Raw genomic sequence first — 15,265 nt, forward strand, 5'->3', positions numbered from 1 at the left:
AGCATGGCTGAGTCAGATAGTGGTGAGAAAAGCGAAGAACCAACAGCAAAAAAACTGGCTGATGCACGAAAAAAAGGCCAAATAGCTCGCTCTAAAGATTTAGGCACCATGTTTGTTTTAGTCGGAAGTGCGTTTGCTCTGATGGTAATGGGGAGCTCCTTGGTTGATGCTTTATCAGCTACCATGAAACGTCTGTTTTCATTGAGTCGTAATGAAACTATGGATCCACATGCTATCGTAGGCGTTATTTATAGTGCGACAAACAATATCATCTTCCCCGTTTTAGCTATTTTTTTGATTATTATGGTAGCCGCCTTTATTGGTAATACCATGTTAGGTGGTATGGCTTTTTCTTGGGAAGCTATGGCCCCAAAAGCTAGCCGGCTTTCTCCTCTTGCAGGCTTTAAGCGTATGTTTGGTGTGCAAGCAGGGGTTGAATTATTAAAATCTATTATGAAGTTTTTTGTAGTATTTATTGTCGCTTTTTTACTGCTGAAAGGGCTTTTCTCACAAATTTTAGGACTTAGTTTAGAAGCTATACCGTCAAACTTTGGCCATGCCGTTAACATGTTGTTGTGGATGTTTTTAGCGTTAGCGCTATCTATTGGTCTTATTGTGGTTATCGACGCTCCTTATCAAGTTTGGAATCATACACGTCAACTTAAAATGACTAAGCAAGAAATTAAAGACGAATATAAAAGTACTGAAGGTAACCCTGAAATTAAAGGGCGCATAAAGCAAACACAATATGAAATGTCGCAACGACGGATGATGGGAGAAGTACCTAATGCAGATGTTGTAATCACCAATCCTACCCATTATAGCGTGGCATTAAAGTATGATGCGAATATGGGAGGAGCACCGCAGCTAGTAGCAAAAGGCATAGATGAAATGGCTATACACATTCGTACTATTGCCAAAGAGCATAATGTTGAAATAGTACAGTCACCAGCTTTAGCAAGGTCGATATATTATACTGCAGAGGTTGACCAAGATATTCCTGAAGAACTTTATGCCGCCGTAGCTCAGGTGCTAGCATTTATTTTTCAGCTTAATGAACATAAAAAAGGTAAAGGTAAAAAACCTATTCCTATTCCTAAGAAGCTGCCTATTCCTGAAGAGTTCAAATATTAAAATATTGCGGCGTTACTTTTGGTATAGCTTTTGCAAATCCAAAGCTAGCGTCAAAAATTTACCATAACGAGCAGCAGTATCAAATGCAATTAAACGCCTTCTTCAATAAATTCGATAAGAAAAAATTATCTCATATCTCAGGGTTGGGTACACCAATCCTTGTAATGGCTGCACTTGGTATGGTTATTCTACCTATGCCTGCGTGGTTATTGGATGTACTCTTCTCATTTAACATTGCGTTATCTTTAGTGGTGTTATTAATCACTGTATACACACTTAAACCACTAGAATTTGGTTCATTTCCCTCGGTTATTCTTATTGCAACCATTCTCCGCTTAGCACTTAATGTTGCGAGTACTCGGGTAGTTTTACTTGAAGGACATGAAGGTACCGATGCTGCTGGTAAAGTGATTGAAGCCTTTGGCTCTGTTGTTATTGGTGGTAACTATGCTGTTGGTTTAGTTGTATTTTTGATTTTAATTATTATCAATTTTGTAGTAGTTACTAAAGGTGCAGGGCGTATCGCTGAAGTTACCGCGCGTTTTACGCTTGATGCTATGCCAGGTAAACAAATGGCGATTGATGCCGATTTAAATGCCGGCTTTATTAACGCTGAGCAAGCAAGAGAACGTCGAATTGAAGTTACCAGTGAAGCTGATTTCTATGGTTCGATGGATGGTGCAAGTAAATTTGTTAAAGGCGACGCTGTTGCAGGTATTTTAATTTTATTTATCAACATCGTGGGTGGACTAGTTATTGGAATGGTTCAACATGACCTTAGCTTTAATGAAGCTGTTGAAATTTATACTTTGCTAACCATTGGTGACGGTTTAGTGGCGCAAATTCCAGGGTTACTATTATCTGTTGCAACCGCGATTGTAGTAACACGCCAAAATACCTCCCAAGATATGGGGGAGCAGGTAAGTAGTCAATTAGGGCAAGAAAAATCACTTTATATCGCCGCAGGCGTTATGTTTGTCATTGGTGTAATTCCTGGAATGCCGCATTTTGCATTTTTACTCTTTGCTAGCATTATTGCAGCCGTTGCTTATTTTGGTACTAAACATAAAGCAACTAAAGCTACAGAGTTAGAAAAAGTTGCTGAAGAAGCGCAAGTACAAAGTCAGCAAAAAGAAGAGGAAGTTAAAGAGTTAGGTTGGGATGATGTTAATCATGTTGATGTTATTGGTTTAGAGATTGGTTACCGATTAATTCCATTGGTTGATAAAGCGCAAGGTGGCGAACTACTTAGCCGAATTAAAGGTGTACGTAAAAAGCTTTCACAGGAATTTGGTTTTTTAGTACCTGCTGTTCATATTCGTGACAATCTAGACCTAGACCCTAATAGTTACCAAATATCGCTAATGGGCGTAACGATAGGGAGTGCAGAGATACGACATGATCAAGAGTTAGCAATAAACCCTGGACAGGTTTTTGGAAAACTTGATGGTGTACCAACGAAAGATCCTGCTTTTGGGTTAGACGCTGTTTGGATTAAGCAAAATCAACGAGAACAAGCACAAACATTAGGGTATACCGTTGTTGACTCAGCGACTGTATTAGCGACACATTTAAGCCAAATTTTAACGAACAATGCTTCTCAATTGTTAGGTCATGAAGAAGTTCAAAACCTTATTGATATTCTAGCTAAAACTTACCCTAAACTCGTTGAAGGCTTTATTCCTGATACACTATCCTTAGGTACCGTTGTTAAAGTATTGCAAAGTTTGATGAATGAAGGTGTTGCTGTTCGCGATATGCGCTCAATTATACAAACCCTTGTTGAGTATGGACCTAAAAGCCAAGATGCAGAAGTGCTAACAGCAGCAGTAAGAATTAGCTTACGTAAATTTATTATTCAAGACTTGGTTGGCCCTGCGTTAGAAATACCTGTCATAACCTTGGCGCCTGAGTTGGAACAAATGTTGCATCAGTCTATGCAGATGGCTGGAGATGATGGTGCAGGTATTGAACCCGGCTTAGCTGAACGCTTGCAAAAATCATTAAATGATGGCGCTCAAGAGCAAGAACTGGCAGGTGATACCCCTATTTTATTAACCTCGGGTATTTTACGATCAGTGTTGGCTAAATTTGTAAAATATACCATACCAGGCTTAAGGGTAATTTCTTATCAAGAAATACCTGATGATAAACAAATTAAAATTGTAAGTGCTATAGGGCAGTAACTAATAAATTTGAGTAAGTAAAATACCGAATAAAAAAGTAACGAGCAACTTAAGTATTGAGCATGATAAGTTGCAGAGTATAGTTTAGTCGCTCGTAGCTAAATAAGGAGTTAACTGTGAAAATAAGACGTTTTGTTGGCAAAGATATGCGTAGCGCATTAGCACAAATTAAAGAAGAATTAGGCGTAGATGCGGTTATTATGTCTAATAAAAAAATACCTGAGGGTGTTGAGTTAATGGCAGCAGTTGACTACAGCCAAGCACCACCTGTAAGTGTAACTTCTTCACATGATAACCCTTCACTGAGTGATCAACGTGGCCGTGAAATACAAAATGATACGGTTAACATTCAAAATACTTCTGCAGCAGCATTGAACAGGGAAGTACCTGAACCACAAATAGGTGGTAATCAAGCTAACAGTACTACCGAGCCTGTTGATAGTTTATCAGCCTTATTAAGCAGACAAGTTCAACATCACTCTTCTGCTCAGCAATCTGAGAAAATCGATGTGCAACAGGGATATACCCAACAAAGTAACCAAGTTTCGAGCGAAGACGATAATATTGAAGATCAATTACGTAACTTTACGCAACGATTACGTCATTCAAAGCCTGATGGAACGATTCCTGTGCCAGAAGCAAGCTATACTAATGAAGATGCTCAATTTGAAGGACATACGTCGTTAGAAGCCGAACAAATGGCAGAAAAGTTACAATCTAAGCCAACTGCTGAACAAGGTGCTGATTTAAACAATCACGTTAACCAGCAAGATTTTGATAAAATGCAACAAGAGATGGCTTCTATAAGAAAGCTGCTTGAACATCAAGTATCAGGGCTTATGTGGCAAGATATGGCGCAAAAAGAACCCCAACGTGCAGTGTTAGTTAACCGTTTATTAGGGTTAGGTTTAAATGAACAAATTGCGGATCAAATAGCAGGTTATGTTCCTTCTGAATATCATGATGAGCAAGCTTGGCAGCAAGCGACCAAATTAATTGGTGAGCAACTTAATACGACGCAAAATGATATTATTCATCGAGGTGGGGTTGTTGCCTTAGTTGGTCCTACAGGTGTAGGGAAAACGACTACTATTGCAAAGCTTGCGGCACGTTTCTCTCAAGTACATGGGCATGAACAAGTGGCACTAATTTCAACTGATACATTTAGAATAGCGGGTTTTGAACAACTGGCTACTTATGGAAAAATTATTGGCTGCCAAGTTAAACTGGCTAAAGATAGTCAAGCATTAGACTTACTGCTTGAGCAGTTTTCTCAAAAGAAATTAATTCTAATTGATACTGCTGGTATGGGACAAAGAGATATACGTTTAGCTGAAAATTTAGCTAATTTGGTATCGAATGCTAGAGTTAGAATAAGAAATTATTTGGTGCTAGCAGCTAATAGCCAGCAGCAAGTTATGCAAGAAAATGTCGATCGCTTTAAAAAAGTACCATTGTCGGGTTGTATTTATACTAAACTTGATGAAAGTGTGAGTGTTGGCGAAATAATTACAACTTCAATTCAAAATGGCCTTCCAATAGGTTATCTTACTGATGGACAAAGAGTTCCTGAAGATATTAAAGTTGCAAATGCTGAAAAATTAGTTACTCTTGCAGATAAGATGGCAATAAATTCAGCGAAGAAAAATGTAGCTCATGTTCAACGTACGGCAAGGCCAATGCCAATAGCGCCAGTGGTGGCGATATAGATGTATTTTAAATTGCAGTATTCTTATTTGAAATAAAGCGATAATATAAGAAGTAATAAATGGCAGATCAAGCGAGCGGCTTAAGAAAGATGCAAGACTTAAAAAAAGTTAAAGTAATAGCAGTTTCTGGTGGTAAAGGTGGCGTTGGTAAAACCAATGTATCATTAAACACGGCTATAGCCCTTGGGCAGCAAGGGAAAAGAGTATTAGTATTAGATGCTGACTTAGGGTTAGCTAATGTTGATGTGATGTTGGGTTTAAGAGTAAAACGCAACCTTTCTCATGTTTTATCTGGTGAATGTGAACTTGATGATATTATTATTACTGGTCCTCGTAATATAAAAATTATTCCAGCCACTTCTGGCTCTCAATCAATGGTTGACCTTACTCCCGCTGAACACGCAGGTTTGATTCGTGCTTTTAGTGAAATGACTACTCAGTTTGATGTACTTATTGTTGATACCGCAGCAGGTATTTCAGATATGGTACTTAGCTTTACTAGAGCCGCACAAGACGTAGTATTAGTTGTTTGTGATGAACCCACGTCAATTACCGATTGTTATGCATTAATGAAACTGCTAAGCCGTGATCATAATGTATTTAAATTTAAAGTTGTTGCCAATATGGTGCGTACGCCTAATGAAGGGCAGCAATTATTTTCCAAATTAACGAAAGTTACCGATAGATTTCTAGATGTAGCACTTGAGTTGGTAGGTGTTATCCCATTCGATGAAAATATTAGAAAGTCAGTACGTAAACAGCAAGCCATTGTTGAAGCTTTTCCTAACTCACCAGCAGCAATAGCGTTTAAGGATTTAGCAAAGAATGTTAGTAGTTGGCCTATACCGAAGCAAGCGTCAGGTCATTTAGAATTCTTTATCGAACAATTACTGGATTACTAACATCTCGTTAATATTAAGTTATCAAGTACTTATTAAAAATAATAAATATAAATACGTTAAAGTATTTAGGTGGGAATAGTCAAAAGTGGCAAAAACTAAAGCCTATAACAACTTAATTGATAAAACTGTGCTGCTTGAACAGCATACTGTGTTGGTTAAGCGAATTGCTTATCATTTACTTGCTCGATTACCGGCAAGTGTTATTGTGGATGACTTAATTCAATCGGGAATGATTGGTTTATTTGAAGCCGCAAATAATTTTGATAACACTAAAGGTGCTAGTTTTGAAACGTTCGCAGGTATCCGAATTAGGGGTGCTATGCTAGATGAAATACGCCGTGGTGACTGGACACCTAGGTCTGTACATAAAAATAGTCGTATGGTTAGTGAAGCAATTAAGCAATTAGAAGCAACATTAGGTAGAGACGTTACTGATATAGAAGTTGCTGAAAAACTTGATATTTCGTTAAATGAGTATCATCATATACTTAGTGAAGTCAGTACGGGTAAAATAGTAGGGATTGAAGACTTAGGAGTGAGCGAAGATGCGCTTAAGTTTGACGACGCTTGTCACGGTGATGACCCATATCAAAGTATCGAGCACAAGGCTTTTAAAGATGGACTAAGCAAATGTATTAGTTCTTTACCTGAACGGGAAGCTCTAGTACTGTCTCTGTACTATGATGAAGAATTGAATTTACGTGAAATTGGTGCCGTGCTTGATGTTAGTGAGTCACGTGTAAGTCAAATTCATAGCCAAGCGATGCATCGATTAAAAGCACGTATGCAATCTTGGCAAAATTAAGTAGAATTATAACTGTGTTAACCTATAAAAATTTTGAATGTTTCGCCGGAGGGTGCCTTGGATAAAAATATGAAAGTACTAGTTGTTGATGATTTTTCAACAATGAGACGTATAGTAAAAAATTTGTTACGCGATTTAGGCTTTACAAACATTCAAGAAGCGGATGATGGCAGTACAGCCTTACCTATGCTTCAAAATGGTGATTTTGACTTTGTTGTGACCGATTGGAATATGCCAGGAATGCAAGGTATTGATTTGTTAAAGGCTATACGTGCTGATTCACGTTTAGCTCACATCCCTGTACTATTAATTACAGCTGAAGCTAAAAAAGAACAAATCGTTATGGCGGCTCAAGCTGGCGTTAACGGCTATATTGTTAAACCTTTTACAGCAGCAACACTAAAAGCTAAATTAAATAAAATTTTTGAACGTCTAGGTTAATTTTTATTTAGACTAGCTAGTTAAAGCTAATTCATAAAACTGATTGGCTTTAATTCAAGTATTAAGGACTGTGCATGAGTATGGCAATGGTGGGGCGTGTTTCTTTGGAGCAGGCTAAATCTTTGGTTGAGCTTTTAGAAAAAGGGCAGCAAGAAAAGGCTGATGAACTTGTTGCAACAATTCAAAACCCTATAAACTCTGAACTATTTGCAGAAATAGGTAAGTTAACTCGTCAATTACATGACTCTTTAACAAACTTTCAGCTAGATTCTCGATTGAATGACTTAGCAACAGCAGAAATTCCAGATGCTAAAGAGCGTTTGAATTATGTTATTACACGTACAGAAGAAGCCGCAAACAAAACTATGGATGCGGTAGAATCTATTTTTCCGGTAATTGAGGATATATCTAGTCAAGTTGGTGCTGTTAAACCAGCATGGGCTAAACTGATGAATAATGAGATAGATTTAAAAGAATTCAAAAGTTTATGCGTTGATATTGATCGCTTGTTAATTACTACAGGAAGAGAAACAGCACATATTCATGGTTTAATGACTGATGTGTTAATGGCCCAAGATTTTCAAGATTTAACTGGGCAGGTTATTCGTAAAGTTATTGATTTAGTACGTGAAGTTGAAGAAAGTTTAATTAACATGTTGACTGCATTTGGAATTTCCTCAGAAAATTCTCAAACAAATTCAAGCCCGAAAGTAGGTGAAAACTTAGTTGAAGGACCAATAGTCAATAAAGAAGATAGAAATGATATTGTTGAAGATCAAGATGATGTTGATGATCTTTTATCAAGTTTAGGTTTTTAACGGGAGTTAGTGAATGTCATTTGAAGCAGATGAAGAAATTTTACAAGACTTTTTAGTCGAAGCAGGTGAAATACTCGAGCAGCTTTCGGAGCAACTCGTTGAACTTGAAAATGATGTTGATAATGCTGATTTACTTAATGCAATTTTTCGAGGTTTTCATACAGTAAAAGGTGGCGCCGGTTTTCTGGCTTTAAATGACCTTGTTGATGTATGTCATGGCGCAGAAAATATATTTGATTTACTTCGTACTGGTAAGCGCACAGTCAATGCCGATTTAATGGACACTATTTTATCAGCGCTTGATACTATCAATGATATGTTTACGTTGGTGAAAAATAGAGAGCCACTTGTTCCTGCTGAAGCAGACTTATTAGCAGAGTTGCACCGTTTAAGTCAGCCTGAAGGAACTGTAGTTGAAGCTTCTGTTCCTCAAGCTGTAGAAAGTGCAACATCTGACTCGGCTGATGATATGAGTGAAGATGAGTTTGAGCGCTTACTTGATGAGTTACATGGTAGCGGTAGTCCTTCATCATCACCAACTCCTGCTATAGAGACGCCAGCTATTGCTGAATCTTCTAATGAAATTTCTGATGATGAGTTTGAATCATTATTAGATGAACTTCACGGACAAGGTGCATTTTCGTCTGAAGTAAAAGATACCTCTTCTTCTATTGTGAATAACTCATCTGATGAAATAAACGATGATGAATTTGAAAGCTTACTTGATGAGTTGCATGGTAAAGGCAATGCGCCTAAAGCTAGTGATGTAGCATCAATAGCACCAGCTGAATCACCTATAGCTAAAGTTACTCCTTCAGCATCTAATACCGCTAGTTCAAAGCCTGTGGTTAGAGAAGAAGTTAAACCATCACCGAGTAAACCACTAGTAGCTAAGAAAGTAGCTCAGGCATCAGCACCCCAAGGCGAAACAACCGTTCGTGTTGATACCAAACGACTTGATAAAATCATGAATATGGTTGGTGAATTAGTTTTAGTTAGAAATCGCCTAACAAGTTTAGGGTTAATTTCTGATGATGAAAACTTAACTAAAGCAGTCTCGAATTTAGATGCCGTCACTACTGATTTGCAAGGTGCGGTAATGAAAACCCGTATGCAGCCAATCAAAAAAGTATTTGGGCGATTTCCTCGGGTAGTACGTGATTTAGCGCGTAGTCTTAATAAAGATATCCAGTTGGTGTTAGAAGGAGAAGAAACTGATTTAGACAAAAATTTAGTTGAAGCTTTGGCTGACCCTTTAGTGCATTTAGTTCGTAATTCGGTTGATCATGGTATTGAAATGCCGGATGTACGCCAAGAACAAGGTAAACCGCGTCAGGGTACTGTCACTTTATCGGCTTCGCAAGAAGGTGATCATATTCTGTTAACCATTAAAGATGATGGTGCGGGTATGAATGCTGAAAAACTGAAAGAGATAGCGATTAAACGTGGCGTTCTTGATGTCGATGCTGCTGCAAGAATGTCAGATAAAGAAGCTTTTAGTTTGATTTTTGCTCCTGGTTTTTCTACCAAAACAGAAATATCAGAAGTATCAGGCCGTGGTGTTGGTATGGATGTTGTTAAAACCAAGATCACCCAATTAAATGGTGCTGTTGATATCGACTCAGAAATGGGTGTAGGCACCATTTTGGAAATAAAAGTGCCACTAACGTTAGCAATACTACCAACGTTAATGGTTGTTGTTGGTGCGCAAACGTTTGCATTACCACTTGCGGCAGTTAATGAGATATTTCATTTAGATTTAACTAAAACAAATAACGTTGATGGTCAGTTAACTGTCATTGTTCGTGAAAAAGCCATTCCATTATTTTATTTAGATCAATGGCTTGTTAGAAACTATGAAAATAAAAGCCGTGAACAAGGCCATGTGGTTATAGTGCAATTAGGAAATCAACAAGTTGCTTTTGTTGTTGATCGATTGATTGGACAAGAGGAAGTTGTCATTAAACCACTTGATAGACTATTACATGGAACTCCTGGTATGGCTGGAGCAACTATTACGAGTGATGGTGGTATTGCATTAATTATAGATATTCCCAATATGTTAAAATTCTATGCGAAAAAATCACCAGTAAATAGAAAGCTGCATTCATAAAAGTAAAATAATAAAGGTAGATGAAGTAAATGGCCTATAAAGTGCTCGTTGTTGATGATTCAAGTTTTTTTAGACGACGAGTCACTGATATTCTAAACAAAGATCCACAGTTAGAAGTTATTGATGTTGCAGTCAATGGGCAAGACGCAGTAGAGAAGGCTCTTTTACTTAAGCCTGATGTTATTACCATGGACATTGAAATGCCTGTTTTGAATGGCATTGACGCAGTGAAGAAAATAATGGCAAAGTCACCCACCGCTATTTTAATGTTTTCTTCATTAACTCATCAAGGTGCAAAAGCAACGTTGGATGCCCTCGAAGCAGGTGCTTTAGATTTCTTACCTAAAAAATTTAGTGAAATAGCGCAAAATAGTGATGAGGCTGGTAGTCTATTACGACAACGTGTAATTCAACTCGCTAAAAAGGGGGGCCTCTCTAGACGTCGCTCACTAAGAGAACCGGGTACGCTTATTAATCGTAATATAAGCAGCCAATTATCGCCCAGTACTCGAAAACCGACTGTACCTGCAACACCTATAAATGCTCAAAAACCGGCATCTTCACTCAAAGTATCTTCTGGAAAAAAATATAACCTATTAGCAATAGGTACCTCTACTGGTGGACCAGTGGCGTTACAAAAAATATTAACCCAATTACCTCAAAACTTTCCATTACCAATTATATTGATCCAACATATGCCTGCAACTTTTACTAATGCTTTTGCTAGCAGGCTAAATACTTTATGTAAAATTAGTGTTAAAGAAGCCAGTGATGGCGATGTACTTATGCCTGGCTGCGCCTATTTAGCTCCTGGTGGTCGTCAAATGATTATTACAGGCACAGAGCAAAATGCAAAAATAAAGATAATTGATGATAATTCTGAGAAAATCACTTTTAAACCAAGTGTGGATGTAAGCTTTGGCTCTGCTGCTAAAGTGTTTGGCGGCCATGTGTTAGGTGTTATATTAACAGGTATGGGTGCTGATGGCAGAGAAGGCTCTCGTATGTTAAAAACGAGTGGAGCCACAATCTGGGCACAAGACGAACAAAGTTGTGTGGTTTACGGCATGCCACAAGCTGTAACAGTTGCAGGTATTTCTCAATTATCTTTATCTTTAGATGTTATACCGAGTTCAATTCTTAAGGAAATAAAGCATGGATAGGCTCAGTATAGCTGGACTTTTGGTTGCTATATTTGCTATTTATTTAGGTTTCGTTCTTGAGGGTGGCTCTATTGGAGCATTATTTGAATTACCCGCATTGATTATTGTTGTTGGTGGTACTTTAGGTGCTGTAATGTTGCAATCTTCAAGTCGTCAATTTTATCATGCATTCGCTCTATTAAAGTGGGTATTCACACCACCTCGTTATGATATTGAAGAAGGAATTGAAAAAATTGTTCTTTGGGCGAGTAAATCGAGGGAAGCTGGATATTTAGCCCTTGAGAACATTGCACTAGATGAAGAAGACACTTACACCCGAAAAGGATTAAATTTATTGGTTGATGGTGCTGATATTGAAAATATTAGTGCTTCCCTTGAGCTAGATCTAGAGATATATCGAGAACATAACTTACGATCAGCAAATGTCTTTGAATCGATGGGCGGATATAGCCCAACAATTGGCATTTTAGGAGCTGTATTAGGTTTAATCCACGCAATGACCAACTTAACAGAACCCGAAATGTTGGGTCAAGGTATTGCCACTGCCTTTATTGCTACTATTTATGGTGTTGGTTTTGCCAATTTAATTTACTTGCCGGTCGCAAATAAAATAAAAGAAATAGTTCATCAACAAACTATGTATAGAGAAATGATTTTTGAAGGGTTAATCGCTATTGCTCAAGGAGAAAATCCCCACGCGATTGAAAATAAACTTTCGGCGTTTAGGTTAGAGCAGTGAAACGGTCGCGCAAAAGAAGACATAACGTAGAGCACGATAATGTTCATCGTTGGTTAGTTTCTTATGCTGATTACATGACACTTCTTTTTGCGTTGTTTGTTGTGCTATATGCTATGGCGATGGTGAACGAAAAACCTTTTGAAACTATTACTGAATCTGTTGGTAAAGTTTTTCAGGCGAATGATAAAAAGCCGAAAAATCGTGGCTACGGCGACGATATTCTCAATGTTAATACGAGTAAATCCAATAAGAAATTATTTGGTAATGGCTTAATTGAAGAAGCGGGACCTGAATTATTCGATGATGAAAAGCATCTAGTAAATATTTCATCTGAGCAAATAGGAAGTAATTTAGCGTCGTTAGAATCTGATTTACAATCGGCACTTTTTGATTTGATTGAATCGGGATCTTCTCAAGTAAAAATTGATGGTGATTGGTTAGAAATAGAACTTAATAGCGGTTTACTCTTTCCAAGTGGTTCATCTTCTGTCACAAATTCAGCGTCAAATATATTAGCCATTGTTTATGATGTTATTGGCGATGTGAATAACTTTGTTAGAATAAGAGGCTATACTGATAATCAAGTAATTAATACTGAAATTTTTTCATCTAATTGGGAGTTATCTGTTTTTCGGGCAACGGCTATTTTACGTGAATTAGAAAAGGTAGGTATTGAGCCTGCTCGAATGGCAATAGAAGGTTACGGTCAATACTCACCAACCGCTGATAACACAACGGTTGAAGGACGAGCGAAAAATAGAAAGGTTGTTATTGCAATATCAAAATATGGCTTAAAAAAAGCAGAGGTATTGAAAACGCCTATCAATGATCTTAAAGAGATTGAAGTAATAACTAAAGCTATTGAGTCAAGTGAACAAAAAAATAAAGTCAAAGTTATTCAATTACCTGGTGGCGGAATTAGAATTACGACACGAAATAACAATGAGAACTCTTCAGAAGATAATATTCAACAAGACAAAGTTCGACAACGTAATAATCAACAAATTGATGATAATAATTAAATATAGGAATAACTATTGGAAGTTTGGGCTGTAGCAAATCAAAAAGGCGGTGTAGGTAAAACAACTACTACTATTGCTTTAGCTGGTTTATTAGCTGAGTGTGGTAAAAAAGTATTGCTTGTAGATACGGATCCGCATGCCTCCTTAAGTTATTATTTTGGTATTGAATCTGAAGATTTAGATTTAAGCGTTTATGATTTATTCGCTCAAGTGTCTTCGAAAGAGCAAATTTTACAAAGCTTATGTCCGACACAATATAATAATATTGACATATTACCGGCCACTATGGGGTTAGCAACATTAGATCGATCACTAGGTGCAAGAAGTGGTATGGGTTTAGTGCTAAAAAAAGCAATGTCAAAGCTGTCACAAAATTATGACTATGTTTTAATCGATTGCCCACCAATTCTTGGTGTACTAATGGTTAATGCACTCGCAGCGTCAGATAGAATAATAGTACCAGTACAAACAGAGTTTTTAGCTTTGAAGGGGTTAGAGCGTATGATTAAAACTATGGATATGATGGCAGTAGAGCAAGATAAACCTTTTAACTATACTGTTGTGCCAACCATGTTTGACAAGCGAACTAAAGCATCACTATTAGCTTATAAGCACTTACAAGAAATGTATAAAGATAACATTTGGCCAAATGTTATACCTGTTGACACAAATTTTAGGAATGCGAGTTTAGCACAAAAGGTACCTTCACATTTTGCACCAAATTCTAGGGGTGTTTTTTCCTATAAAAATTTATTGAGTTATTTACTGAAATCAGCGCAAAGAAGTATCAAATAGATGTCAAAACCATTAGCAGCTAGTACAAAAGTTATGAAGAATTATCTGTCAGAATTACTCACAGATAAAGCGCCTATGGAAGATAATCCTAGGCATGATTTACTAGAAAAAAATGATAGTAAATCGACTGAAAGCAAACGATTAGAAGATCTGCTAAAAAATGTTAATGCTGAATTGAATATTAAAGAAACCAGTATTACGACAACAAAGAGCATAAATAAAGAAATAGAGAACAAAGAGATATTAACGAATGAACGAATTTTTGAGCAAGAACAAAATACTTTAGCTACCCAAAAAAGTTCAGATAGCTTAATTTCTAAAAAGGCAAAAGCCTATCGTAAAGGTGATTTTCAAGCTTTGTTTTTTAATGTCGGTGGTTTAACTATTGCTGTGCCTTTAGTTGAGTTAGGTGGTATTCATCAGATAGAAAAAACGACCGCATTAATGGGGAAGCCGGAATGGTATAAGGGCGTAATGCTCCATCGAGATGAAAAAATTAATGTCGTTGATACCGCGTTATGGGTAATGCCTGAAAAATGCGATGAAGAAATGAAAAACTCTTTGAGTTATCAGTATGTGATTATGCTAGAAAATAGTGCTTGGGGTTTAACTGCAGAAAACTTAGTTGATACCGTTATTTTAAAGCAAGATGAAGTGAAGTGGTTAGATTCACCAAGCAAGCGTCCTTGGTTAGCTGGCTTAGTAAAAGATAAAATGTGTGCCTTACTTGATGTAAATTCATTAATTCAATTACTTAATGATGGTAGCGGAATTCATCAAGATGATTAATAATGTCATTAGTAAGTTTTAAACGACAAGTACGAAATAATAATTAACTTAAATAAGATAAGTTAAAAAGTCTTAAATAATTAAGGGGCAATTGATATGTCTGACGAAAAGCGTAGTTTAAGCGGTAAAATAGGTGGAAACGATGAAGTACTTCAATGGGTAACGTTTAAATTAGAGAATGAAACTTACGGTATAAACGTAATGCAAGTACAAGAAATATTACGTTATACGGAAGTTGCACCTGTACCTGGAGCACCAGATTATGTACTTGGTATTATTAATTTACGTGGTAATGTTGTCACTGTTATCGATACTCGCTCTCGTTTTGGTCTAGAGCCTTGCGATGTTACTGATAATACTCGTGTTGTTGTTATCGAATTAGAGCAACAAGTGATTGGCATATTGGTTGATAGTGCCTCAGAGGTTGTTTATCTAAAAGCTTCTGAAATTGACGTTGCACCAAATGTTGGTAATGAAGAGAGTGCTCAGTTTATTCAAGGCGTATCTAATCGTGATGGTGAACTACTTATTTTAGTCGATTTAGATAAACTATTATCAGATGATGAATGGGATGAGCTAAAACAGTTTTAATTGCAATTTTGAATGCTAACCGGCGAGTATATGGCAAGGTAATCGTTTATCCCGTGTC

Annotated in this window: 14 protein-coding genes; all 14 read left to right on the top strand. The window is 37.2% G+C overall.

The genetic code is table 11. The features are described from left to right. The first annotated feature begins 3 nt into the window (after positions 1-3). Positions 4-1,134: a flagellar biosynthesis protein FlhB gene (flhB, locus tag GQS55_RS04540; RefSeq protein ID WP_159818373.1), complete on the top strand. Its 1,131-nt coding sequence runs from the start codon at positions 4-6 to the stop codon at positions 1,132-1,134. A gap of 83 nt (positions 1,135-1,217) precedes the next feature. Further along, positions 1,218-3,320, top strand: a complete 2,103-nt coding sequence (gene flhA / locus GQS55_RS04545) for a flagellar biosynthesis protein FlhA (RefSeq protein ID WP_159818375.1) — start codon at positions 1,218-1,220, stop codon at positions 3,318-3,320. A gap of 116 nt (positions 3,321-3,436) precedes the next feature. Then, a complete protein-coding gene (flhF, locus tag GQS55_RS04550) occupies positions 3,437-5,029 on the top strand; it encodes a flagellar biosynthesis protein FlhF (protein ID WP_159818377.1) in 1,593 nt (530 codons plus the stop codon). Positions 5,030-5,088: 59 nt separating this feature from the next. Next, the gene (locus GQS55_RS04555) at positions 5,089-5,931 is read left to right on the top strand and encodes a MinD/ParA family protein (protein ID WP_159818379.1); all 843 of its coding nucleotides are present in this window, start codon (positions 5,089-5,091) and stop codon (positions 5,929-5,931) included. An 85-nt stretch (positions 5,932-6,016) separates the two neighbouring features. After that, positions 6,017-6,736, top strand: a complete 720-nt coding sequence (locus tag GQS55_RS04560) for an RNA polymerase sigma factor FliA (protein ID WP_159818381.1) — start codon at positions 6,017-6,019, stop codon at positions 6,734-6,736. Positions 6,737-6,793: 57 nt separating this feature from the next. Next, positions 6,794-7,177, top strand: a complete 384-nt coding sequence (gene cheY / locus GQS55_RS04565) for a chemotaxis response regulator CheY (protein WP_159818383.1) — start codon at positions 6,794-6,796, stop codon at positions 7,175-7,177. A gap of 74 nt (positions 7,178-7,251) precedes the next feature. Next, positions 7,252-7,995, top strand: coding sequence for a protein phosphatase CheZ (locus tag GQS55_RS04570; RefSeq protein WP_159818385.1), 744 nt, complete (start codon positions 7,252-7,254; stop codon positions 7,993-7,995). Between the two features lie 13 nt (positions 7,996-8,008). Next, positions 8,009-10,108: a chemotaxis protein CheA gene (locus tag GQS55_RS04575; RefSeq protein WP_159818387.1), complete on the top strand. Its 2,100-nt coding sequence runs from the start codon at positions 8,009-8,011 to the stop codon at positions 10,106-10,108. Between the two features lie 29 nt (positions 10,109-10,137). Next, positions 10,138-11,271: a protein-glutamate methylesterase/protein-glutamine glutaminase gene (locus GQS55_RS04580; protein ID WP_159818389.1), complete on the top strand. Its 1,134-nt coding sequence runs from the start codon at positions 10,138-10,140 to the stop codon at positions 11,269-11,271. After that, positions 11,264-12,010: a flagellar motor protein gene (locus GQS55_RS04585; RefSeq protein WP_159818391.1), complete on the top strand. Its 747-nt coding sequence runs from the start codon at positions 11,264-11,266 to the stop codon at positions 12,008-12,010. Before GQS55_RS04580 ends, GQS55_RS04585 begins: the two co-directional genes overlap by 8 nt. Then, complete coding sequence (locus tag GQS55_RS04590; RefSeq protein WP_159818393.1) at positions 12,007-13,032, top strand: flagellar motor protein MotB; 1,026 nt, start codon at positions 12,007-12,009, stop codon at positions 13,030-13,032. Before GQS55_RS04585 ends, GQS55_RS04590 begins: the two co-directional genes overlap by 4 nt. Before the next feature lie 15 nt (positions 13,033-13,047). Beyond that, positions 13,048-13,827, top strand: coding sequence for a ParA family protein (locus GQS55_RS04595; protein ID WP_159818395.1), 780 nt, complete (start codon positions 13,048-13,050; stop codon positions 13,825-13,827). Further along, positions 13,828-14,616 carry a chemotaxis protein CheW gene (locus GQS55_RS04600; RefSeq protein WP_201294563.1) on the top strand — a complete coding sequence of 263 codons (789 nt, stop codon included), beginning with the start codon at positions 13,828-13,830 and terminating at the stop codon, positions 14,614-14,616. 96 nt (positions 14,617-14,712) lie between these two features. Continuing rightward, a complete protein-coding gene (locus GQS55_RS04605; protein ID WP_159818397.1) occupies positions 14,713-15,207 on the top strand; it encodes a chemotaxis protein CheW in 495 nt (164 codons plus the stop codon). Positions 15,208-15,265: the final 58 nt, after the last annotated feature.

It is taken from the genome of Colwellia sp. 20A7 (genome assembly GCF_009832865.1).
Taxonomy (GTDB): Bacteria; Pseudomonadota; Gammaproteobacteria; order Enterobacterales; family Alteromonadaceae; genus Colwellia.